22 protein-coding genes are annotated in these 24,527 nt (G+C 43.7%); 17 read left to right on the plus strand and 5 right to left on the minus strand.

The features are described 5' to 3' along the window. Positions 1 to 71: 71 nt before the first annotated feature. Entirely contained in the window at positions 72 to 758 is a 687-nt protein-coding gene (locus M3636_RS05750) for a winged helix-turn-helix domain-containing protein (RefSeq protein WP_251381522.1), read from the plus strand. A 170-nt stretch (positions 759 to 928) separates the two neighbouring features. Here the strand turns inward: M3636_RS05750 and M3636_RS05755 are convergent, their stop codons facing one another. Both M3636_RS05755 and M3636_RS05760 read right to left on the minus strand, forming a co-directional pair. After that, the gene (locus M3636_RS05755) at positions 929 to 1,429 is read right to left on the minus strand and encodes a C40 family peptidase (protein WP_128101752.1); all 501 of its coding nucleotides are present in this window, start codon (positions 1,427 to 1,429) and stop codon (positions 929 to 931) included. A gap of 281 nt (positions 1,430 to 1,710) precedes the next feature. Further along, entirely contained in the window at positions 1,711 to 2,352 is a 642-nt protein-coding gene (locus M3636_RS05760; protein ID WP_251381523.1) for a thiamine diphosphokinase, read from the minus strand. Between the two features lie 371 nt (positions 2,353 to 2,723). Here M3636_RS05760 and M3636_RS05765 point away from each other — a divergent pair, with 371 nt between their 5' ends. Together M3636_RS05765 and M3636_RS05770 are read left to right on the plus strand one after the other, a co-directional pair. Next, positions 2,724 to 3,398 carry a trimeric intracellular cation channel family protein gene (locus M3636_RS05765; RefSeq protein WP_251381524.1) on the plus strand — a complete coding sequence of 225 codons (675 nt, stop codon included), beginning with the start codon at positions 2,724 to 2,726 and terminating at the stop codon, positions 3,396 to 3,398. 5 nt (positions 3,399 to 3,403) lie between these two features. Continuing rightward, the gene (locus M3636_RS05770; RefSeq protein WP_251381525.1) at positions 3,404 to 3,874 is read left to right on the plus strand and encodes a low molecular weight protein-tyrosine-phosphatase; all 471 of its coding nucleotides are present in this window, start codon (positions 3,404 to 3,406) and stop codon (positions 3,872 to 3,874) included. A gap of 159 nt (positions 3,875 to 4,033) precedes the next feature. Here M3636_RS05770 and M3636_RS05775 read toward each other — a convergent pair whose 3' ends face one another. Then, complete coding sequence (locus M3636_RS05775; RefSeq protein WP_251381526.1) at positions 4,034 to 4,768, minus strand: alpha/beta hydrolase; 735 nt, start codon at positions 4,766 to 4,768, stop codon at positions 4,034 to 4,036. A 256-nt stretch (positions 4,769 to 5,024) separates the two neighbouring features. Between M3636_RS05775 and pdhA the strand changes: the two genes are divergently transcribed. From pdhA to M3636_RS05820, 9 genes are all read left to right on the plus strand, one after another. After that, on the plus strand, positions 5,025 to 6,092 hold the full coding sequence (pdhA, locus tag M3636_RS05780) for a pyruvate dehydrogenase (acetyl-transferring) E1 component subunit alpha (RefSeq protein WP_128101754.1): 1,068 nt from the start codon (positions 5,025 to 5,027) through the stop codon (positions 6,090 to 6,092). 105 nt (positions 6,093 to 6,197) lie between these two features. Beyond that, positions 6,198 to 7,175, plus strand: coding sequence for an alpha-ketoacid dehydrogenase subunit beta (locus M3636_RS05785; protein ID WP_251381527.1), 978 nt, complete (start codon positions 6,198 to 6,200; stop codon positions 7,173 to 7,175). A gap of 176 nt (positions 7,176 to 7,351) precedes the next feature. Then, a complete protein-coding gene (locus M3636_RS05790) occupies positions 7,352 to 8,674 on the plus strand; it encodes a dihydrolipoamide acetyltransferase family protein (protein WP_128101756.1) in 1,323 nt (440 codons plus the stop codon). A gap of 3 nt (positions 8,675 to 8,677) precedes the next feature. Further along, positions 8,678 to 10,093 carry a dihydrolipoyl dehydrogenase gene (lpdA, locus tag M3636_RS05795; protein ID WP_036613658.1) on the plus strand — a complete coding sequence of 472 codons (1,416 nt, stop codon included), beginning with the start codon at positions 8,678 to 8,680 and terminating at the stop codon, positions 10,091 to 10,093. A 274-nt stretch (positions 10,094 to 10,367) separates the two neighbouring features. Further along, complete coding sequence (gene thyA, locus M3636_RS05800; RefSeq protein ID WP_145410280.1) at positions 10,368 to 11,162, plus strand: thymidylate synthase; 795 nt, start codon at positions 10,368 to 10,370, stop codon at positions 11,160 to 11,162. A 52-nt stretch (positions 11,163 to 11,214) separates the two neighbouring features. After that, complete coding sequence (locus M3636_RS05805; RefSeq protein WP_285858533.1) at positions 11,215 to 11,703, plus strand: dihydrofolate reductase; 489 nt, start codon at positions 11,215 to 11,217, stop codon at positions 11,701 to 11,703. 629 nt (positions 11,704 to 12,332) lie between these two features. Further along, entirely contained in the window at positions 12,333 to 13,820 is a 1,488-nt protein-coding gene (locus M3636_RS05810) for a glutamate synthase subunit beta (protein WP_145047159.1), read from the plus strand. 206 nt (positions 13,821 to 14,026) lie between these two features. Continuing rightward, positions 14,027 to 14,518 carry a ferric iron uptake transcriptional regulator gene (fur, locus tag M3636_RS05815; protein ID WP_285858534.1) on the plus strand — a complete coding sequence of 164 codons (492 nt, stop codon included), beginning with the start codon at positions 14,027 to 14,029 and terminating at the stop codon, positions 14,516 to 14,518. Positions 14,519 to 14,644: 126 nt separating this feature from the next. Then, positions 14,645 to 16,990, plus strand: coding sequence for a type IA DNA topoisomerase (locus M3636_RS05820; protein ID WP_128101760.1), 2,346 nt, complete (start codon positions 14,645 to 14,647; stop codon positions 16,988 to 16,990). A 106-nt stretch (positions 16,991 to 17,096) separates the two neighbouring features. On the opposite strand, the gene M3636_RS05825 is transcribed toward M3636_RS05820, so the two are convergent. Both M3636_RS05825 and M3636_RS05830 read right to left on the minus strand, forming a co-directional pair. Beyond that, a complete protein-coding gene (locus tag M3636_RS05825) occupies positions 17,097 to 17,855 on the minus strand; it encodes an HAD family hydrolase (protein ID WP_251381528.1) in 759 nt (252 codons plus the stop codon). 42 nt (positions 17,856 to 17,897) lie between these two features. Further along, entirely contained in the window at positions 17,898 to 18,818 is a 921-nt protein-coding gene (locus M3636_RS05830) for an ArsR/SmtB family transcription factor (RefSeq protein WP_251381529.1), read from the minus strand. Between the two features lie 209 nt (positions 18,819 to 19,027). Here M3636_RS05830 and M3636_RS05835 point away from each other — a divergent pair, with 209 nt between their 5' ends. The 5 genes from M3636_RS05835 to M3636_RS05855 all read left to right on the plus strand — a co-directional run bounded on the left by M3636_RS05835 (position 19,028) and on the right by M3636_RS05855 (position 24,512). After that, positions 19,028 to 20,218, plus strand: a complete 1,191-nt coding sequence (locus M3636_RS05835; RefSeq protein WP_128101762.1) for an MFS transporter — start codon at positions 19,028 to 19,030, stop codon at positions 20,216 to 20,218. Between the two features lie 84 nt (positions 20,219 to 20,302). After that, positions 20,303 to 21,028 (plus strand): phosphonate ABC transporter ATP-binding protein, encoded by a 726-nt coding sequence (locus M3636_RS05840; protein WP_251381530.1) that lies wholly within the window; start codon positions 20,303 to 20,305, stop codon positions 21,026 to 21,028. A 22-nt stretch (positions 21,029 to 21,050) separates the two neighbouring features. After that, positions 21,051 to 22,367 (plus strand): hypothetical protein, encoded by a 1,317-nt coding sequence (locus M3636_RS05845; RefSeq protein ID WP_128101764.1) that lies wholly within the window; start codon positions 21,051 to 21,053, stop codon positions 22,365 to 22,367. Further along, positions 22,360 to 23,058, plus strand: coding sequence for a response regulator transcription factor (locus M3636_RS05850; protein ID WP_056690105.1), 699 nt, complete (start codon positions 22,360 to 22,362; stop codon positions 23,056 to 23,058). Before M3636_RS05845 ends, M3636_RS05850 begins: the two co-directional genes overlap by 8 nt. Next, positions 23,055 to 24,512: a sensor histidine kinase gene (locus M3636_RS05855; protein ID WP_145410264.1), complete on the plus strand. Its 1,458-nt coding sequence runs from the start codon at positions 23,055 to 23,057 to the stop codon at positions 24,510 to 24,512. Before M3636_RS05850 ends, M3636_RS05855 begins: the two co-directional genes overlap by 4 nt. Positions 24,513 to 24,527: the final 15 nt, after the last annotated feature.

Consider the following 24,527-nt stretch of genomic DNA (forward strand, 5'->3'; position numbering starts at 1 on the left):
TTATTTGTGATTAACTTTTGAGTGTGCAGAAATAACATGGCGAAGTTTGAGATAAGCCGGGTGAATACTACATGCAAATATCCATCCTTCTGGTGGGGAGCACAGATCGGACTGCACCTATGAAAGAAGTACTCCTGAATAATTCATATACCGTTGCAGAGCTTGGTTGGCAACAATTGCAGCAAGAGCAAGATACCCAACTGGATTCAATCCGTATGATCATTCTCTTGCGCGATGCGGATTCTGGGAAAGAACTATTGGAAGGCATTGAGTATCTAGCTCGAAAGAGTAAGCCTATTCCTATAGTGGTACTCACTTACCAGGCTTCGGATGAAGAAGTTGTGCGCTGGCTCGATCTTGGGGCGAATGATGTAATTGTAGAACCTGTTCACTGGAATGTCCTACTGGCACGCATTCGTAATTTGTTAAGGCTATTTGTGAGTGTTGGCCAGATGGATGAAGAGGTCATAGTAGTACATGATCTAAAAGTGAATTTGCGGTCTCGGCGGGTGAGCCGTGCAGGGGAATATTTGATGTTAACACCTAAAGAGTACGAATTGTTGGAGTATTTGGCTCGTCATGTTAATGAGGCTTGTACGCGTAGCATGATTTTAAGTGAAGTATGGGGATACGAATTTGCAATGGATACGAATGTAGTGGACGTATATATTAAACATCTTCGCGTAAAAGTGGACAAAGGCAGATCCGAGAAATTGATTCATACCGTACGTGGAATAGGTTACATGCTTCACATCTGAGTACCGTGTTCAAGTATGAGTTATGACATATGTATTCAATAAACATTAATGCCTTTTGATATCAATCGAGTAGCTAAAAGAAGCAAACATAAAGAACCGAATCCATGGATTCGGTTCTTTCAAAGTTGTTCGTAGCATTAGCAATCAAACGTACACTTTCAATCAAAGCTCTAAAGTACGCGACGAGCTTTGATGTAAGTTCTTTCCCAAGTGCCAGAGTTCAGATCTGACAGAGTCACACCCGGGGAACCGTAAGTGTGGAGAATCTGCCCATTTCCTGCATAAACGCCGACATGAGTAATGTTAGAACCAGTAGAGCGGCTGCCGCTGGAGAAGAAAACAAGGTCGCCTACACGCAGATTTGCTTTAGACACAGCTGTACCTTCTTTGGATTGCTTCACGGAAGTACGTGGCAAGTCAACGCCATATTTCTTGAAAATATACTTCATAAAAGAAGAGCAATCAAAATACTTTGTTGTTGTGGTCGAAGCGCCAAATTTATATGGAGTTCCAGTGAACTGTTTACCGTAGTTTACAATTTGCTGTCCAGTTGATACCGATGCGCTCGCTGCTTGTGCAACAGGTGCGTTAGTCATAAGTACTGCTCCAAAACCTAGTGTAGCGCACAACCCCACGGTTACGGCTTTTTGGACTAAGATGTTTGTTTTCATGTGAGTACCTCCAAAATTCGTTTTCGTTAAGTTGCTAGAGCTACTATAACAGGTTTGTAACAGCCTAGAAATTGGATAGATACGTATAATCCCTTGTGTCGCAATGGATTGGGATTCATTATTAAAAAACAATTAAAAATGTCAAAAAATTAATCATTGACGGATAAATACGATGGAGAAAATGAAAAAGACCCTTGTCTATCAAGGGTCTTTGCGTTGATTTCAATTCATTTATATTTGAATCATAGATTACAAGAACGTAACTTTTTTAAGATCTAACGTTAATCTTTGCTCTGGATAATTAACAATAATCCACTATCAATAGAGACAGTTCCAGACTTACCCAATAATTTATTGCTTATCCCTAATGACATTCCCATTCGAATGGTAGCTTGATCAAGAGGGTACTGGAATCCTTCCAAGCAAATCCCCGTTACTTCAGGCGTCAAAGGTAACAAAGAGACATACTCATAACCACGATCTTCGACCACAGCTTCAGATGTCGTTAACATCATGTAATTATTTTTGTCTTGCAAAGAACAGATGATATGATGTTGCATTGCCCGAACCATGATATGTACATTTGCCAAGGTGTGATCCATACGAGTCCCTGTAGCACCTAACATTAGAATATGAGTTGGCTCGAAGTCCAGGGCTGTTTCAAAAGCCATCTCTGTATCTGTCCAGTCTTTAAGTACAGGATCTACTGTAATCATTCGTCCGCTTTTTTTGTGCACTAATTGTTGTTCTTCTTCCGATATGGAGTCAAAATCCCCAACGGCTACATGTGGCGTAACCCCATGTTCAATTAGGAATAATGCCCCGCGGTCTGCTGCAATAATGATGTCATCCTTATGAATTACTTCTAGGAACTCAGGAAATAGCTCCCCACCGGTAAAAATGACAATACGTTTCATAGCCATTCTATTCATCCTTCCTTCTAATGAAGAAAGTATATCATTTTTTCATGTTACTTCGAAACTCTACTATAGATGGTGGCAACATCTCATTTGGACATCTGTCTATAGAAGCATGTGTTATATGAGAGTACTAGACAACGGACACGGATGACAATATATTTGAAAAGCTTTGTAAAGAAATGCGGATATTTATAAGTTTTCATTACAGTAATGTGAACAGATTGAGCTTGTTTTTTATTGAATTATAGGTTGAAAGATTAAAATTCAACAAAATACACGTACATTGGACAAAATGTTGTTGCTTAATTTTAGTCCTCGCGGCTACAATGGGTAGAGCGACATGGAGATGACTTGAAAAGTGAGGTTTGAACAGGTTGGACTTACACATTTTTGAAGTATTCAGTATTATAGGGACGATTGCGTTTGCGATGTCCGGTGCGTTCGTGGCGATGGAAGAGGAGTATGATATCCTCGGGGTATTGGTACTGGGTCTTGTTACAGCCTTTGGCGGCGGAATTATCCGTAATGTGTTGATCGGAGTACCAGTAACGACCTTATGGAGTCAGGGCGGACTTATTATGTTGGCGCTTGTATCTGTTGCGATTGCATTTATTCTTCCATTGCAATGGATTAGCCATTGGAAGCGCACGGAAGCACTGTTTGATGCGATCGGACTTGCGGCATTTGCGATTCAAGGTGGCTTGTACGCTGCCAAAATGGGACATCCCGTGAGTGCAGTAATCGTAGCTGCGGTGATGACCGGTATTGGTGGAGGGATTATTCGAGACTTGCTCGCAGGACGGAAGCCGCTCGTGTTACGTGACGAGATATACGCTGTGTGGGCGATGGCCGCTGGATTTACGATTGGAATGGGTTGGTTTACAAGCAACATGGGGCTGCTAATCTGCTTCGCAGGGGTTGTGTTTTTCCGTATGTGCTCTGTACACTATAAATGGAAACTGCCTCGCCGTTCACTTGTTGCATCCGATACCATCCAACCACAGACAACACAGACTGTGTTAAGTCGTACGTTAAGCAAGGGGGATTAATTGTAATGATTCATGTTTTATTCGTTTGTCTCGGCAATATTTGCCGATCACCTATGGCTGAAGCTGTGCTGCGCCACAAAATTCAAGCGCGCGGATTAGCACAGCAGATTAAGGTTGATTCAGCAGGCACGGGAAACTGGCATGTAGGTAAACCACCTCATGAAGGGACTCGTAAACTGTTAGATAGCGTTCAGATTTCATATGCGAATATGGCAGCAAGACAGTTCGCAAGTAATGACTTTGAGCAATTCGATTATATTGTCTGCATGGACAACTCTAATGAAGCGAACGTACGCAACGTTACAGGTGGTGCAGATGCCGATATCATCAAGTTCATGGATTTGCTTCCTCATGAAACACTTCGTGAAGTTCCTGATCCGTACCATACTGGTAACTTTGAAGAAGTGTATCAATTGGTTGATGCAGGCTGCGATGTGTTATTGGAGCGGATCACTACAGAACAAGCGTTGGCTTAAGTTGTTGAACAGGCGAATGTGCGAAGTAAAGTAACGAATGATAGTAGAGCTGGGTTAAGAACAACATCCAGCTTTTTTACAGAGAACATATGTAAGCGGTAACATTAATAAATAAAACAAAAGCGGCATTTCAGCCGCCTGTTTCATTTCGATACACATTTAATTTTCTTGCAGAAAATATAGCAGTGCTTCTGGCAGTTCCTTTTGCCAAAATCCCCATTGGTGGTTTCCTTCCTTCTCCCGGTAGGAGACGGTGGCACCACGTTTCTCCAATAGATCACGAGTATCTCGGTTCAATTGAACAAAGTCATAAGTTCCTGTGTCTGCTTCAAACGCCGTCTCTTGCAAACCAACAATCATCCATATGGAAAGCCAGGACAGATTTTCTTCTGCGGCATAAATCTCTTGAGAAGCTGAATAGAAGGCTCCGGACAAGCTAATAACGCGATGGAACAGATCGGGATAGAGTAGGGCAAGATGCAACGATACACTGCCACCGAGTGAGTCACCAGCTAGAACACGTTCTTGTGGTGAGCGGCGCACAGGATATTTCTCTTCTACATAGGGAATAATCTCTTCAGCGAAGCAAGCGGTATAAGCTTTAAACCGATCTCCGAAGGGAGCGTATTCCTGTGTCCTAACAGATACGTCAACCTGAACGCCAACGATAATGAAAGGTTCAGCGCCCTCGTCAAGGATAATGCGGTTCGCTGTTGTAGCGATTCGTCCAAAGTTAAAAAATTCTTCGCCATCCTGACAATATACGACAGGATAACTAAGCAGTTCATTGTAGCCTGGGGGAAGGTAAATTCGTAGAGTCCGCTTCTCTCCAAGATAACGACTTTCAATCTCTTCCTTCACAATTGTACGTTTCAAATAGCGAGAATCCGTCATAAAACGTCACCTTTCTCGGTTTTATTTTTGCATTCGACCGCGCAATACGGTAAGATTAACCTTATGCGGGTTTAGGTAAAAAACGCAAACATGTACTATGCTGTTATACCAATATTAGATCCCTGTTATACATACAATCCGAAAGAAAATATAAAAAAATTACGGATATCTTTGACGTATGCAGTGAAACAGGTGTATAATAATATTATAACAGCGGAACTTGATATTCAAATTTTTTGTTGAGGTGAAGAAAAAAATGAGCAAGGTTCCTTATGAAGTATATACGGAGGATGTAGAAGCTCTGTCCGTGCTGTCTCCTGACGGCGAAATTGTTAACAAAGACATGATGCCTAAGCTTTCCGACGATCAATTAAAAGAAATTATGTACCGCATGGTATTTACCCGTACTTGGGATGACCGTGCAGTAAACCTGGGCCGTCAAGGTCGTCTTGGTTTCTATGCTCCAGTATCTGGTCAAGAAGCTACAATGGTTGGTAGTGAATATGCACTTGAAAAAGAAGATTTTGTTGCTCCAGGCTATCGCGACATTCCGCAACTCGTGTGGCACGGACTTCCTCTTTATCAAGCGTTCTTGTACTCCCGTGGACACCAACATGGTGGACAAATTCCAGATGGCGTTAACGTATTGATGCCACAAATCATCATTGGTGCACAAATTCTGCACGCAATGGGTATCGCTATGGGTTACAAATTGAAGAAACAAAAGCAAGTTGTTATTACGTACACAGGTGATGGCGGTTCTTCTGAAGGTGACTTCTATGAAGGTCTGAACTACGCTGGTGTATACAAATTGCCAGTGATCTTCTTCGTACAAAACAATGGTTATGCCATCACAACTCCTTTTGCTAAACAAACAGCAGCTCTGTCGATCGCTCATAAAGCGGTAGCAGCAGGAATCAAAGGTGTTAAAGTTGACGGTATGGACATTTTCGCTGTTATCAAAGCTGTTCAGGAAGCTGCTGAACGTGGACGTAACGGAGAAGGCGCTACATTGATCGAAGCGGTAACTTATCGTTTCCGTCCTCACTCCCTTTCTGACGATGCTTCCAAGTATCGTACAAAAGAAGAAGAAGCTGAGTGGAGCGTTAAAGATCCAATCGCACGTTTTGCTAAGTATCTGGAGAAAAAAGGTCTTTGGACTGAAGAAGATACAGCTCGTGTGAAAGAAGAAGCAAAAGCTAAAGTAAATGAAGAGATCAAAAAAGCGGAAAAAACCGAGAAAATGACGATTTCAGGCTTGATCGACAGCATGTTCGAACAAACGCCTAAGCACTTGGAAGAGCAAAAAGCTGATTTCCAATAAGTTTTTTCCGATAAAGCATAAACATCCGGCGCCAGTTGTGGTGTCTCGGTATACATGTATGAATTCAAATGTGAACTGTCAATGTTTAAGGAGGAAATGAAGCAAATGGCACAATTGAACATGAAAGAAGCAATCCGTGATGCGCTTCGCGTTGAGTTGAAACGTGATCCTAACGTTCTGCTTTTCGGTGAAGACGTAGGTAATGTAGGCGGCGTTTTCCGTGTAACGGAAGGTCTGCAAAAAGAGTTTGGCGAAGAGCGTGTATTTGATACTCCGCTGGCTGAGTCCGCTATTGGTGGTTTGGCTGTAGGTTTGGGTATTCAAGGCTTTCGTCCGGTAGCTGAAATCCAATTCGTTGGTTTCATCTTCGAAGCACTTGACCAAATGGTAGTTCAAGCTGCTCGTATGCGTTTCCGCTCCGGTGGAAAATACAACTCTCCAATCGTATTCCGTACACCATTCGGTGGCGGTGTAAAAGCGGCAGAATTGCATACAGATTCTCTGGAAGGTTTGCTCACGCAAACTCCGGGTATTAAAGTAGTAGTTCCATCTAACCCTTACGATGCAAAAGGTCTGATGATCGCTTCCATCCGCGACAACGATCCTGTATTCTTCATGGAGCACTTGAACCTGTACCATGCTTTCCGTGCAGAAGTGCCTGAAGAAGACTATGTTGTTGAATTGGGTAAAGCGAACGTTGTTCGTGAAGGTTCCGACGTTACGATCATCACTTACGGTATGATGGTTCATACTTCTGTAAAAGCTGCAGAAGAGCTTGAAAAACAAGGAATCAAAGCAGAAGTAATCGACCTTCGTACGATCAGCCCGATCGATATCGATACAGTTATTGCTTCCGTTAAGAAAACAAATCGTGCAATTGTTGTACAAGAAGCTCAAAAGAGCGCAGGTGTTGCAGCTGAAGTCATTGCACAAATCAATGAAAAAGCAATCCTGCACTTGGAAGCACCGGTACTGCGTGTAGCAGGTCCGGATACTGTATATCCTTTTGCACAAATCGAAGATACATGGCTGCCTAACCCAGCACGTATTGTTGCTGCGGTTAACAAAGTCGTAAATTTCTAATTTAATCATCTGACATGCCGCAAGGCGCAGTATGGTGATTCACACCGCAGCGCAGGCTGCACTGTAAACAGCCATTAGCCCCTTGAGTAACAGTTATTTGCATTAGCAGTAACAGTTGTTTCTTGGAGTTAAGGGTTGTTTTCAGGATTGAGCACATAATCAAGGAGGTTTTTCAGTTGGCTAAATTTGAATATAAATTCCCTGAACTAGGCGAAGGCCTTCACGAAGGCGAAATCATCAAGATGCACATCAAAGTCGGGGACAAGGTAACTGACGACGATATCATCATGGAAGTACAGAACGATAAAGCGGTAGTTGAAGTACCTTGTCCGGTTAACGGAACAGTTACTGAAGTTTTCGCAAAAGACGGTCAAATCTGCCACGTTGGTGAAGTTGTAGCGATCATCGACGCAGAAGGCGAACTTCCTGAGCAAGACGACGCTCCTGCTGGCGATCAAGGCGAGCAAGAGAAAGACGCAGCCCAAGGCGGAGCTGACACTAGCGGTTCTTCTGCAGCAGCTTCCAGCTCGAATGCAGCTCAAGAAGGCGGCAATAACAGCGTTCCAGCAGTTCCTGCTAAAGACGTTCTGGCAACTCCAAGCGTGCGTAAATTCGCTCGCGAACAAGGTGTAGACATCGCTCAGGTTAACGGTACTGGCAACAACGGTAAAGTAACCAAAGAAGATGTTGAATCCTTCAAAAATGGTGGCGGTTCTTCCGCAGCGGCATCTTCCGAAGCTCCAGCTCAAGAAGAGAAAAAATCCGCAGCACCAGCAGCTGCAGCAGCTGATCAACGCCTTGAAGAAGAGCGCGTACCATTCAAAGGTATCCGTAAAGCGATCTCTAACGCAATGGTTAAATCAGCTTACACAGCACCTCACGTTACAATCATGGACGAAGTTGACGTAACTGAGTTGGTTGCTTTCCGTACTCGCATGAAACCAATCGCTGAGAAAAAAGGAACAAAAGTTACTTACTTGCCATTCATCGTTAAAGCATTGGTTGCTGCTTCCCGCCAATTCCCTGCTCTGAACGCAATGATCGATGAAGAAGCTAACGAAATTGTTTACAAAAAATACTACAACATCGGTATCGCTACAGATACAGACAACGGCTTGATCGTTCCTGTTATCAAAGATGCTGATCGTAAATCCATCTGGATGATCGCTGATTCTATCCGTGATCTGGCAGCTCGTGGCCGTGATGGTAAACTGAGCGCGAACGAAATGAGAGGAAGCACAATCTCCATCAGTAACATTGGTTCTGCTGGCGGTATGTTCTTCACTCCGATCATCAACTTCCCTGAAGTTGCTATCCTCGGAACTGGACGCATCAGCGAAAAAGCGGTTATCAAAAACGGCGAAGTTGTTGCAGCACCAGTAATGGCTCTTTCCTTGAGCTTCGACCACCGTATCATTGATGGCGCAACTGCACAAAACTTTATGAATTACATTAAACAGCTGCTCGCTAACCCTGAGTTGCTTGTTATGGAGGTGTAAGATATGGTAGTAGGCGACGCTTCTCTTAATATCGACACATTAGTAATTGGTGCAGGACCTGGCGGCTATGTAGCTGCCATCCGTGCTGCACAACTGGGCCAAAGCGTATTGATCGTAGATAAATCCGAGCTGGGCGGCGTATGTTTGAACCGCGGATGTATTCCATCCAAAGCTCTGATCTCTGCTGCACACCAATATGAGTCTGCACTTCACGGTGAAGCATTTGGTATCTCTGCTGAGAACGTTAAAGTGGACTTCAGCAAAACTCAAGAATTCAAAAACGGCGTTGTTAAGAAAATGACTGGCGGCGTAGCTGGTCTGCTCAAAGGCAACAAAGTTGAAGTTTTCAACGGTGAGTGCATGTTCATCAACGAAAACGAAGCTCGTGTATTTAACGATCACGAGTCACCACGTTACAAATTCAAAAATGCAATCATTGCTACAGGTTCCCGTCCAATCGAACTGAAACCTTTCCCGTTTGGCGGACGCATTTTGTCCTCAACAGAAGCATTGAACTTGCCTGAAGTACCAAAAAGCATGATCGTAATCGGTGGCGGTTATATCGGTGCTGAGCTTGGTCAAATGTACTCCAAATTCGGTGCTAAAGTAACAATCATCGAAGGTTTGGATACTGTATTGCCAGGATTCGATAAAGACATGACTAGCCTTGTAGCTAAAAACATGAAGAAAACAGGCATCGAAATCGTAACGGGTGCAAAAGCTGAAAGTGCTGAGCAAACGGATAAAGATGTAACTGTTAAATATTCTGTAAATGGTGAGTCCAAAGAAGTAACTGCAGATTACCTGCTTGTTACTGTTGGACGTCGTCCAAACACAGATGGTGAGCTTGGTCTTGATATGATCGGTGTTGACGTTGACGAGCGTGGATTCGTTAAAGTTGACCACCAAGGTCGTACTAGCATCCCGCACATCTTCGCAATTGGTGATATCGTATCTGGTCTTGCTCTGGCACACAAAGCTTCTTATGAAGGTAAAGTGGCTGCAGAAGCAATCGCAGGACAACCATCTGTAGTTGACTACAAATGTATGCCAGCTGTTGTCTTCACAGATCCAGAGTGCTCCAGCGTAGGTTACACTGAAAAAGAAGCTAAAGAAAAAGGTTACAAAGTTAAAGCAGGTAAATTCCCTTATGCGGGTAACGGCCGTGCAGTATCTTTGAACCATGCTGAAGGCTTCGTGAAAATCGTAGCTGACGAAGAGAGCGGCCTTGTATTGGGTTGCCAAATCGTTGGTCTGGAAGCTTCTAATCTGATTGCTGAGCTTGGTCTTGCAATCGAGATGGGTGCAACATTGGAAGATCTGGCGCTTACGATCCACGCTCACCCAACTTTGGGCGAAATCGTGATGGAAGCAGCGGAATTGGTTATGGGTCACCCGATCCACATCATCTCCCGTTAAGATTCTCTAAGCTTCGGATTCGTCCGGCATTATACGTAGATCCAAGAGGTGAGTAGTGCATTAGCGCTACTCACCTTTTTTTTCTGAGTATACGAGACTTCTTAAGGGAATATCTTGCACTTAGTGCTGTAAAACGTGGGCAAAATTGAATGTGTCTCAACTCTTTTTCCATCGTGCACAGTGTGATAAACTGTTAAGATGTTCAGACATGATGTAATTCAAGTCAAACTGGAATTGAGTGGCAACATATATAGAGATGCGAGGGGAAATCAATTTGAAAAACTATCTCGATTTATTACAAGATATATTAGACAATGGCGTACACAAAGGAGATCGTACGGGAACGGGAACACAATCTGTATTTGGCAGACAGCTCCGTTATGATCTATCAGAAGGATTTCCACTTGTAACAACGAAACGAATTCATCTCAAATCGGTAATCCATGAGCTTTTGTGGTTTTTGAGTGGCGATACAAACATCGCTTATTTGAAAGAAAACGGTGTGAAGATCTGGGATGATTGGGCAGATGAAAATGGTGATCTAGGACCTGTCTATGGCTCACAGTGGCGTACGTGGGAAGCGCCAAACGGGGAGAAGATTGACCAGATTGCGGCTGTTATTGATTCGATCAAAAACAACCCGGATTCCAGACGTCACCTTGTAAGTGCGTGGAATGTGGCCGAGATTAACCACATGAAGCTTCCTCCATGTCATTTCGCGTTTCAGTTTTATGTTGCAGAGGGTAAATTATCATGTATGCTTACGATGCGTTCAGTGGATACGTTCCTCGGGTTGCCGTTTAACATTGCCAGTTATGCGCTCCTGACCCATATGATTGCGCAGCAATGTGACCTTGAAGTGGGTGAATTCATCTGGTCAGGTGGAGATGTGCACATCTATTCAAACCATGTAGAGCAGGTCAAAACTCAACTGACGCGTGAACCTTTTGCATTGCCTAAATTGGTGATTAAACGCAAGCCAGAATCCATTTTTGACTATGAGTTTGAAGATTTCGAATTCGAGAACTATCAGCACCATCCAGGCATTAAAGCTCCAATTGCAGTATAAACATGCAGTAGCGGAATCAATTTTGATTTTGGATTGAAGGAGTGTATAACCTTTGAGCATTGATCTTATATGGGCAATGGGAGAGAACGGCGTGATTGGCCTAGATAATTCGTTGCCATGGCATCTACCCAAGGATATGGCCTTTTTTAAACAACAAACGCTGAACAAAACCATTATTATGGGACGAAATACGTGGGAATCTTTTGGCGGCAAACCACTTCCTAAACGTCGTAATATAGTTGTAACTAGAGACTTAGACTACAAAGCAGAGCAAGCTGAAGTGGTACACACCATCGAAGAGGGTCTAAGTGTTACTAAAGGGGAAGAACTGTGCGTTATTGGTGGTTCACAGGTATATCGTGAATTTTTACCGTTCGCCGATCGTCTCGTCGTAACCAAGATTCACGAACACTTTGAGGGAGATACGTTCTTCCCTGAAGTGAATTGGTCTGAATGGGAGCTTATTAAACAAATTGAAGGTGAGCAGGATGAAAAAAATGTCCATGCTTTTACCTTTGAGTTTTACGAACGTAAACAATAACATTGAACGTTGTTTCATTCGTTGTAATACGTTTTGAAGTGAATTTATGAAAAAAGTTGAGGCGCTGATTCCGAAATATTCGTGAACAGCGTTTTTTTTCATTTTTACAGAACATTTTTAATCTGCAGAAAATGGTATATAACATTTATGTAACATATTGCATGGGGGATTATGTATAATATACATATAGATCTGCATTCATAAGACAAAAAGTGTAAAAGTTGTAGGGATTCAACGTTGTAAAGCCCTAAAACAAGTGTAATATTCGGAAATAAGCATCAGTTATGAGCAAATAAGTTGATTTTTATGGTAAATTATCTGACATTTACGTGACGTTCTGAACTTTGAAATGGCTAACACACGCCTGTTTGTACATTGAAAAAACTCATTTTGCACCAAAATTAGGGGATTGACCATGAATAGATTCAGACGATATGATGTATAAAATACAAATAATTATGCGGATAATCCATTTAATATTCAGATGTCGAAATGCTACTATAATTGAAATATCTTCGAGAAGATTTTGTGATACAATAGACAAAAAACGCAGATCAAGAGTAATCCATTTCATATAGAATCGTGCAGATGAAGGGATTAAGACAAGAACGGATGGGGGAAAACGTAAGATGTCTACACCTACTGGATTTATGGAATACAAACGGCAATTGCCAGCGGATCGCGAGCCAGCCGAGCGGATTAAGGATTGGGAAGAGTTTCATAAACATATGGCGGAAGAAGAGCTCAGAACACAAGGTGCACGATGCATGGATTGTGGTACCCCGTATTGCCATACAGGTATAGATATGATTGGTGGCACATCAGGATGCCCCGTGCACAACCTGATTCCGGAATGGAACAACCTTGTCTACCGTGGATTGTGGAGAGAAGCACTTGAGCGTCTTCACAAAACGAACAATTTCCCTGAATTTACAGGTCGTGTATGTCCAGCTCCTTGTGAAGGATCTTGTACCGTTGGATTGATTGGTCAGCCTGTAACGATTAAAACGATAGAAGAAGCGATTATTGAAAAAGGTTTTGAAGAAGGATGGGTAGTTCCCCAACCTCCAGAGAAACGCACGGGTAAACGTGTAGCTGTTGTTGGTTCGGGTCCAGCAGGACTTGCTACTGCAGCTCAATTGAACAAAGCAGGTCACACAGTAACAGTATACGAGCGTTCTGATCGTGTTGGTGGTTTGTTGATGTACGGTATTCCAACAATGAAATTGGACAAAAAAGTAGTTCAACGTCGTGTGGACTTGCTTGAAGCTGAAGGCGTTCAATTCATTACAAATACAGAGATCGGTAAAGACATTCCTGCACAGCAGTTAGTAGACGATTATGATGCTGTTGTATTGTGTGGTGGCGCAACCAAACCACGTGAATTCAACATTGAAGGTAGTGACCTGAAAGGCGTACACTACGCTATGGACTTCCTCAATAGCAGCATTAAGAGCTATTTGGATTCTAATTTGGAAGATGGCAACTATCTGTCTGCACAAGACAAAGATGTTATCGTTATTGGTGGCGGAGACACAGGCTCTGACTGCGTAGCTACATCGCTTCGTCATGGTTGTCGTACCATTACACAATTTGGTACTCACACTCAAGCACCTATGGAGCGTGACCGCATCAATAACCCTTGGCCACAGTTCCCTAATGTGTACACATTAGATTACGCTCAAGAAGAAGCCAAAGCGTTGTTTGGTCAAGATCCGCGTGAATTCTCCATCATGACAACGAAATTTGTTGGTGATGAAGAAGGCAACTTGAAAGAGCTGCATACCGTTCAGATTGAGCGTATCGTAGATGAGACAGGCCGCAAAATCTATCAACCAATCCCTGGAACAGAGCGCGTTTTCCCTGCTCAAATGGCGATGATTGCGATCGGTTTTGATGGACCAGAACAGACTCTGGTAGAACAATTGGGACTTGCAACAGATCGTCGTACTAATGTTAAAGCTCGCTATGGCAAATACAACACGAACGTTGACAAAGTATTTGCAGCAGGCGACATGCGTCGTGGACAAAGTCTTGTTGTATGGGCAATCAATGAAGGTCGCGAAGCGGCTCGTGAAGTTGATAAGTATTTGATGGGAGCTACAGTTCTCGTATAATTGATAGCGTAATTTCAACCCTCGCCATTATGGCGGGGGTTATTTATTTGTTTTTTATCTACGTTTTTTTAGTGTAAGTGTGAGGTAGAGCATTGCTTTTTATCCCCTAAAGATTTATTATTATATTATAATAATTATAAATAAGAGTTTTTTTAAATATGAATATCAATGACGTGAACATATAACATTTGGAGGTGCAACCAACTATGGCAACGAACCGGGACAAATGCATTTCAGACCAGATTTCTGATATTAAGAAACAATTGGTTGAGAAAGGGTACAAGTTGACTCAGCAGCGTGAAGTGACCGTTCGTGTTTTACTTGAACATGAAAAGGATCATTTTAGCGCCGAAGAAGTCTTCTTGCTTGTGAAGGAACAATTCCCTGAGATTGGCCTTGCCACCGTATATCGCACACTTGAATTGCTGAGTGATCTGCAAGTGGTCGAGAAAATTAATTTTGGAGATGGAGCTGCGCGGTTTGATCTACGCAGCACGGACGGCTCTCATCATCATCACCATCTCATTTGTACAGACTGTGGCAGTGTAGAGGAGATTATGGAGGATGGTCTGCTTCGTTTAGAACAGCAAATTGAGCGGCAATATGGATTTGCTGTTACGGATCATCGACTTGATTTTCAAGGCGTATGCAAGGAGTGTAGACAAAAACGAGCTTTAAATGAGCCGGCTGCAGGTTAATTCAACCGTGGAGGGATGCTCCCGGACTCAAAATCTGATATAATATGTTTCAGAAGCAAGGGGCTTCCGTGGGCGGAAGGCCCCTTTTTGCCGTCATGCGGACGGTGAAGGAGGAGAGATGGACGGATGAAGACACTGGTTATAGCGGAGAAACCTGATATGGGTCGAACCATTGCTGCCGTCATAGAACCAAAGGCCAAGAACAATCGCAGCTACCTTGAAGGGGAGCATTATATTATTACTTGGGCGATTGGTCATTTGCTCGGGCTGGCTGAACCAGATGCATATGATACGAAGTACAAGCGATGGAACATTGCTGATCTTCCGATCATTCCGGATCAGTTCAAAATCGTTCCTAACCCAAAAACGAAGGATCAATTGAAGATCATCGGAGAACTTTCCAAACGCGCCTCAGCTATTGTAAATGCATGTGACGCAGGGCGTGAGGGTCAATATATCTTCGCACTGATTCAGCAGCAATTGAAACTTCGTCAACCGGTTAAACGGTTATGGATATCAGATCTGACTGCCGCAAGTATTCAAAAAGGTTTTGATGGACTGAAGGATGCATCGGAATTTGATAATCTAACACATGCTGCTCGTGCACGAAGCGAGGCGGATTGGCTGATCGGAATGAACGCTTCGCGTGCTTTCACGACGCGTCACAATGCCTTGTTGTCTGTTGGACGTGTTCAGACACCAGTACTCGCACTGATCTATGACCGGGAAATCGAGATTGAGGCTTTTCAGTCGCAGACCTTTTATGAAGTGGCGGCTTGGTTTCGTCAGGAAGGTGTTGAATATCGTGGTTTGCGGCAAGGAGACAAGCTCACTGATCCAGAGGCAGCGGAGGCTATTGCAGCCAGTGTGAAGGGCAAAACAGGACGTATCACCAAATATGAAGCGAAACAAACGAAGGAATATCCCTATCGCTTGTATGATCTTACACTTTTACAGCGTGAGGCTAATGCGAAGTTTGGTTACGGTGCGAAGAAAACGTTGGATATTGCGCAAGCCTTATATGAAAAGCATAAGGTGATCTCTTATCCACGGACGAACTCTAACTATGTAACGGAACAGAATATCGAAGGTATGCACAAAACACTGAATCTATTGAAAAATGGAACGTATAGCGAGCTAGCTCAAGGAGCTAAGCCAGAATTGGTGCACAAAAACAATAAAGGGGTCTGTAACCCGTCACGGGTTGAGGATCACCATGCAATTTTGCCAACGTTGAAGCGACCGGGTACGTTATCCAAGGATGAACAGAACATCTATGATCTGATCGTTAGACGTTTCTTATCTCATTTCTACCCACCAGCCGAGTATAAACAGCACACTGTACTGACAGAGGTTGAACAACATCAGTTCAAAACGTCTGTGAAGGAGTTATTATCATTGGGGTGGAAAGTGGTGCTTTCTTCATCAGATCAGGAACAGGGTGGCACTGGGAAGAAGAAAACCAAGAAGAATAATAATGAAGAAGAGGAAGCAGAGGAGTGGACGGACAAGTCCTTCTCCGTTCAACCTGAATTACCAGTTCAATGCACGAAGAGTGAGTTTAAGGAGAAGGCTACCCAGCCTCCCAAGAGTTATACCGAAGGTACATTGCTCAAGGCGATGGAAAGTGCCGGCAAGCAGATTGAGAATGAAGAGCTACGTGATGCCATGAAAGACAGTGGGTTAGGAACACCTGCAACGCGGGCTGCTACGATTGAGCGGCTCAAAAATGTCGGTTATATCACCATGCAGGGCAAAAAGATGCAACTTACGCTCAAAGGGCGAACGGCCATCGAATTAATCCGGCGAGCAGGTGTAGACCTCTTAACGTCTCCAGAAATGACAGGGCAATGGGAACGAAGATTGTACCAAATCTCCAAAGGAGAAGCAGGTCAAGACAAGTTTATGGAGAACGTGAAGAAATTTACCATGTCGATTATTGATAAGGTTAAGGTGCAGGCTCCTGCACCAGCAGATGCATTCGGTGAAGACACTCGTGGCGGTCGAGGAAAAGGAAAGGGTGCTAGAAGCAAAGGGAGCGGTGCTAAATCTTCAACTACAGCAGCGGCGGGTTCTTCTGCATCAACTTCACGTGCATCTTCTGGAGCTTCCGGCAACGGCCGTAGCGCAACTGGCACAGTAGCAGCAAAGTCTAAGACAACCGTTTCAGCTTCTAGTCCGTCTGGCGCTCGTGAGCTGTTGGCTTCGTGTCCTGCACCTGGTTGTACGGGTCAGATCATTGAAGGTAAGAAAGGTTATGGATGCACACGATTTAAGGAAGGCTGTGGCTTTGTCATCTGGAAAGAATACATCGGCAAAAAAATAACAAGCACAATGCTGAAAGCGTTGATCGACAAAGGAAGCACACAAGTGCTGGCCTTCAAACGAAAAGACGGTAGTACGGTCAAAGCTCGTATTGTGTTGCAGGACGTGCTCACAGGTAAACTGACAGCCGAGAAGGTAGACACGTAACAGATCTGCTTTTGGACTCTCTGGTGCCGATTAAAGAAACATAGGTAATGAGTGCATTACAATAAATGAGTGCTATGAAAACCAGTACACAAAAGACCCTTTAAGATTAAAGGGTCTTTTGCTGTTGCTGCTCGATATTCTCTTGTATAACTTTGGGTACCTCTTCAAGTGCCGTAATCGTATATAAAGCCCGTTCAGGATTAGGTTTAAGCTCTACGATATTGTATTGCCACTCATTAGGCTGCTTAATATATATGCTGTGAATTCCAGCCGTTACAGCAGGCATAATATCTGTTCGTAAGGAGTTACCAATCATCCACGTAGCCGTACGGTCAAATGTACCCGAAGACAGAATGCCTTCCAGAGCTTCAACGTTTTTGTGCTGGCGTATATAGATGCGATCACCGAAATATGCAGATAGTTTCATCTGATCAATTTTACGTTGTTGGATTACAGTTTCCCCACCTGTATAGAGATAGAGGGCATGTCCAGCAGACTGTAAGTTCTCCAACGTTTCAACCATATGAGGATAAGGTTCCACCTCTTGATCATACACGCTCATGCCAAGTTTGCTTAAGTAGTTCTCCTCTTTGGGGGAGGTAGACCTTGCGAAATTTTGCGAGAAGTAGCGATACGTATCAATCAGAGATTGGGGGAAGTGGTGACTTGCGAATCCAACCTTATTAACCCCGGTTACGTCGATCTCTAATTGCTTCTCACGAATCTGTTGAATGGTTAGAGCATCACCGTCAAACCACTCCTGCATGTTTTCGAAGAATTCACCCAGAATGAGATTGAAGTATTTGTTACAATATACAAGCGTATCATCTAGGTCAAACAAAATATGTTGTTTCGTGTTGCTCATATCAAAATCACTCCTTGTAGCCGGTACCTCAGTTTAATGCATTTATATGCGAATGTAGGATTCCAGGAACATGTTCAGTTCAGACACGCCATCCGGCCGAATACTATATTTCTCTTTACGGTTGCTTCCAAGAAGATGTGTTCTCAGCAAGCCCGCGATGCGCAGCGCCATTACCTGGTCTTTGACCATGTCTTCGTCCTTATCGAGCTCCTCACACATTTCAGCTAGTGATTTCGGTTCGCCCGAAACGTAACGTAACAAGCGAAGTCTCTCGGGATCAGCCAGAGCATGAGTGAATCGCAGCAAGCAGGTTGGCGGTTGATCCTCATCTTCCTCAGGCGCATCAATCGGATATTGCATAATCATCATGCCTTCATAGAAACAGTACATATTAATAGGCCGGTTATGAATGGTTGGAAACAGAATCACTTCATTCAGTCCAGGCATAGGTTCAACAATGACACCTGCTGTCGCGTACTCAATTAACAGTTCTGGTCCCATTTTGTCTAACAGAATCTGCTTTTCCTCCGCATCCTCTTCGAGCCATGTACGATAATCTTCACTGATATTCTGGCAATAATGCTCGTCCCACAAGCGCAAAAGCGGAACATAACTGTCCCGAATCCGTGTGGACTCTTCCATTGTAATGGAAGGCAGTAAAGGGGAAATTTGTGCAAATAATTGCTCTTCTGACAGATCCGAAAGCATGTTCAGGAAATCCTGATTCTTTGAATCACAGTTTCGGTATGCAGCCCATGCAAACAATACGTCAAAATCATCAAAAGGCCACGTAGCGGCTGGAGCCAGCGCAGCTCTCACGTTAGAGCTTAGTTTGCCTTCGACCTCAAGGATCCATTCTGGACCAACGTCCAAATGCTGGATCCACTTTTTGGTGACATAAACCAGAAAACTATTAAGCATCTCATATATCGGTGAAACATCAATTTTAACTTGATAAGGCATATGATGTAGAATCCTCCCGTCACATCTAATATACACAGCGACTTATGTACTATTATGGCTTGTTTTGCACGGCGTTGTCCACTATAATGTTCAAGTCCCGGCCAATGTCCCGGGATATCCGTGCTTGAGCAAAAGAATATGAGGATCATACGAAAAGTCGTCAGCGATGGCGATTTTTCTTTGTATGCTTGCAGGAGGGAAATTATTTCGTGTCATCTATTCATACAGCTAAACCGTCACATTCCATCTCCAACTACCTGATTTTGATTACGGTTATTGTTGTGGCAGGCATTAGCCAAGGGCTTCTACTACCTGTATTGTCTATCTTCTTGGAACAAAAAGGGGTATCGCCAGGTCTCAATGGACTTAATGCTGCCGCATTGTATGTTGGATCGTTTGCTATGACCCTAGTGGCAGAGCGTTTATTAGGAGCAATTGGTTTCAAAAAATTAATCATTGGCGGGCTCATCTTTGTTATGATTCCCTTAATCTTATTTCCTTATTTTCCGGATATCAAAATATGGTTCATTCTACGCCTCATCGTTGGCGTTGGAGATAGTGCTCTGCATTATGCCGCCCAGCTCTGGGTTCTGCTTGTGACGGCTCCAGAGAAAAGAGGGCGTTACATATCCCTATACGGCATGTCCTATGGATTAGGATTCAGTATTGGTCCGCTCGGCATCAAGCTGCTGGGATTCGGTCAAGCAGTTCCTTTCTGGGTGCTTTTCATCTGTATGGCCGCTGTGCTGGTGCTTGTATTAATGAAGCTTCCGAATTCAAGACCTGAGAAGGTAGAACAGGGACAAATGCCAGAACGTCGATTCCGGCGCAGTTTGACCTGGGCATGGTATGCGTTAATACCAGCACTTTTGTATGGTTATATGGAAGCGGGAATGAACAGTAATTTCCCAGTGTACGGTCTACGCATTGGCATGGATGCAAATCAGATTTCATCATTGCTTCCATTTGTCGGAATAGGTGGACTGTTCCTGCAGTTCCCGCTGGGCATATTAAGTGATCGATTGGGTAGAAAAAAGGTGCTCATGTCAGCTGGTATTGCAGGAGGAATTACATTTATGCTCATTCCGGCAGCCGGAACGCATTTCTGGTGGACGTTGGTATTACTAACGATTGCCGGAGGGCTAGTTGGATCGTTTTTCTCTCTGGGACTCGCTTATGCAGCAGATATATTGCCAAAATCGCTGCTGCCAGCGGCTAATGTCGTAGCATCCTTCTATTTCACGATTGGTAGCATTATTGGGCCTAACCTCGGTGGTCAGGTTATTAACTGGTTCTCACCAGGAAGTATGTTTATTTGGATGGGCTGCATGTATCTTCTGTTTGGAGTTGCAGGTGTGCTCTTTAGACGTAAACCTGGGCTTCAATCTGTGGTAGAATAGAAGCTGGTGTTCGCATGGAAATTGATGTCCGTTTCCGAGTACACTATGAAGTAGGGAAAACCTTGGACAAGGGGAGACATCGCGATGATCAGAGTTGAGAATTTGAGTAAATCCGTAGGATCGGACCGAATTCCGGTTTTGCGGGATATACGATTTGATATGCAACAAGGAGAAATGATCGCTATTGTAGGATCGAGTGGCAGTGGGAAGAGCATGCTGCTTAAATGCCTGGCGATGATGGAAAAATGGGATAGCGGTAAGTTTACCGTGGACGGAGCCGAAATATTAAAAGAAGGCATGTCCGGTAAACGGAAAATAAAGCGTGAATGGGCATACTTAGAACAAAATCCTGAATTATTTCCAAGAAGATCAGCACTCAAAAATGTGTTGATTGGTCGTTCAGGTCAAACACCCGTATGGAGAATGGTCACGGGTATGGTTCGTTCAGATGATTATATGGGGGCTATGGATTATTTGGAGAGCCTTGGTCTTCTGGATAAAGCGCATCAGCTCGCAGAAAAGCTTAGTGGTGGAGAGAAGCAACGTGTAGCCATTGCGAGAGCATTGGCTCATGGTGCTAAAGTAATCTTGGCCGATGAACCTGTTATTGGACTCGACCCGCATACAGCCGACGCTGTTCTGGAAACATTGCGTAAATTATGTGAAGAAGAACGTGCAACCGTGATTGCGGTATTGCCGATTGAACTCGCAGAGAAACACGCGACGCGGATCTGGGGGTTGGCTGAGGGCAAGATTGCTTTTGATATACGTGGACGGCGGCTGACGCAGCAAGAAAAAAATATGATTTAAACTATTGAAAAGAGTGATGAACTTGCTTAACTCACGTTGGGGACGCTTGATAGCAGGTGGAGCGATAGCAATGTTGCTCGGCTCTGTACTAAGCGGATGTACGGTAATTAGTGACCCCAAGATTTTGATGCGTAAACCGATGATGTCAACGGATAAAGAAAAACTATATAACGTTGTGCAACTGGAGCAGCCACCCGAAAGTGAACTCATTCGTCCGAAAGATCTGAGCAATACCAGCATGATCCGTGTAGAAGATCTTAATGGAGATGGGACGAGGGAAGCCATTGCTTTTTATGAAACGCCGAATGAGAATGTTCGGATTCATGGATTGCTTTTGGAGGAACAGGGCGGCGCATGGGTCAAAAAACTAACGTTTGATGTTCCAGGCAGTGAGCTACAATCCTTCAAGCTGCTGGATATTACGAATGATGGCAACCCCGATATTATATTGGGTGTAAGCTTGCAGGATCAAAAGGCCTTAACGGCTTATTCCTACAAAAATGGTGCGCTGGAACAGGTATTAGGCGGCGTACCCTACAATCAATTTATTATTGATGATGCACAAGGCAACACACTTGACCTGAATGGCGACGGTAAAAGTGATTTTACGATTGTATCCCTGAGTAGCAGTGGATTCGCAACGATTGCATTGTATCAATACGATGAGGGTAGCTTCAAGGAAGTGGATCGTTTGCAGACGGACTATACAGTAAAAGAGATCTATAATGCACTTGGAGGCCAGATTGCCAAGGATCAGACGGGGATTGTTCTGGATGCCGAGCTGGATGATAAGAGTTCATTTTCTCAACTCATCTATGTGAAGGATAACAAACTGGTGAATGCGTTCAAATCTCCGGATCAAACGTATAGAGATGACAAAATTTTAAGCGGTGATTTCAACAATGATGGTATTATTGAATTTGGGCTTAAAGAAACTCCGAAAGGTTGGGAGCATTACGTTTTTGACTCGCGTATGTGGTTCTATACCTTCTATCAATGGGATGGCAAGGACGGTAAGGAGTTTGTTTCATTCCAATATCGGGATGACGCCGACTTATTCCATTTGAATCTTAAGTCTGAGTGGTACGGTAAAATCACCATTGATACCCGATCCGAAAAGGAAAAATACATTCGCTTCAAAATGATTGATACCGATGAAACGGTAGCTGAAATCAAGTACTTTACACTGTCCCAGTGGGAACAGGAAAAAGGGAAACGGTGGAAAGAAATTACGCGCACGAACGATCGAGTTATTGCTTCGCGTGTAGCCCAACCGAATACTGATGGATTACTAGATAACATGTCGCAACTGAACAGAAAGGACGAACTAAATGAGTAAAGTGCTTATTTTAGAAGATGAAGAATCCATCCGCAGTTTTATCGTCATTAATTTAAAAAGAAATGGATTTGAGGTGCTTGAGGCAGGAGATGGTCACGAAGCACTGCGAATTTTGCAATCCGTGCCGGATATTGACTTGGCGCTTTTGGATGTTATGGTACCGGGCATTGACGGATTCGAAGTCTGTCGACGCATTCGTGAGACCAATGAACGCTTAGGTATTATTTTCTTAACAGCTAAGGTACAGGAACAGGATAAAGTATATGCTTTATCGGTCGGAGCAGATGACCATGTGAGCAAGCCTTTCAGTCCAACTGAGCTGATTGCTCGGATTCAGTCCTTGCTACGTCGTGTGAATGTGCACCGGGAGACAGCGGCTAAGGTTACTTTCCAATCGGGTCCATTCTCACTTGACCTGATCTCGAAGCAATTTAAGAAACAAAATGAACTGATCGAGCTTACGCCAACGGAATTCTCATTGATTCAATTTTTCTTAGAGAAGGAAAATACACCGCTAAGTCGGGATTTGCTGCTGGATCATGTCTGGGGCAAAGAGTACATGGGTGACCCCAAAATTGTGGATGTAAATATACGTCGCTTACGCCAGAAAATTGAGAACAACCCTTCCGAACCTGAATACCTGCAAACTGTATGGGGTCACGGGTACAAATGGAAGGGCAGGGAGCAATGATAAAAAAAGGTATTACGCGGCAGATTGTATTACACTACTTTTTCGTAGTTTTTCTTGCTCTGCTGCTGGTGGAATTTGTATTTATGCTGGCGGTGCAGCGATATTACTACGATAGCATCTATAACACCATAAGTACTCATATCTCGAATTCCAAGGATTTTTTCGAGCCAATCTCGCGCGCAAATAATGCTGAGGATGGTAACAATCTGTCTAGATTGCTTGAAAATCTGAAATTATCCAATACAGAATTGCAGATTCTTGATCTGAATGGACGTGTATTGGCAAGCTCCACAGCTTTTGAATCCGATCGTGCTGTGCTGCAAACGAGTGATGTTTCAGTAGCGCTTAATGGTGCGATGGGGCGATGGGTGGGCAGGGAACCTTCGACAGGGGAACAGATTATGGCTGTTTCGCACAAATTCGACCTTGGTGGAGATCATACATATGTCATCCGATATATGACGGCACTCACTATGGTCAACTCGAAATTGCTGGTTATGGGTTTACTAGCTAGTGCGGTAGGTGTAGCTGTACTTGCCATCGTATTAATTATTAGTATCGGTATGGCGAATTCCATTGTACGTCCGATTAATAATATAACTGCTGTGTCTGCTCAGATGGCACGTGGGCGACTGGATGTTAGGGTTAAAGGTAATTACAAGCATGAACTTGGAGAGTTGGCTTCTACACTGAATTTCATGGCACATGAAATTGTACGAAGTAATCAGATTAAGGATGACTTCATATCCTCCATCTCACATGAGCTGCGTACACCTTTGACAAGTATCAAGGGCTGGAGCGAAACATTGGACTCCGGAGGTTATGACCCAGATGAGACACGCATCGGTATGAGTATCATTTCCAAAGAGACCGAGCGTCTAATTGGACTTGTTGAAGAGATGCTTGATTTCTCCAAATTGCAACAAAATCAGATGAAGCTGGTGAAGGGAACAGTCAGCATTCGTGAAATTGTGCAAGAAACGATGCTGAATGTCTGGGCCAAAGCAGAGCAAAAGCAAATTCATCTGAAGCTGGATGCCGACGAAACGTATCCATATAACGTATTTGGTGATGGCAACCGACTGAAGCAGGTATTCCTTAACATTGTAGATAATGCGATTAAATTTTCACATGAGAACTCATGGATCTACTTGTCCGTCAAAGAAGAGAACGGTCAGATCATTGCAGCCATTCAAGATACTGGGATCGGCATCAGTGAGGAGCACTTAATCAAAGTACGAGACCGTTTCTTCCAGGTGAATCATCAGAACGGGGGAACAGGGCTTGGACTTGCCATTACACAAGAGCTCGTGGAACTACATGAAGGTACGATTACGATGCAAAGTGAACTCGGATCAGGTACAACCGTTACGATTACATTACCAGCGCTCATTGAAGATAAACAGGAAAATGAAGAGAATATCCAGTCTAATGATGGATCAATGCTGAATTAAAAACACAAAAAAAGG

Source organism: Paenibacillus sp. MER 99-2 (genome assembly GCF_023714095.1).
Lineage (GTDB): Bacteria > Bacillota > Bacilli > Paenibacillales > Paenibacillaceae > Paenibacillus.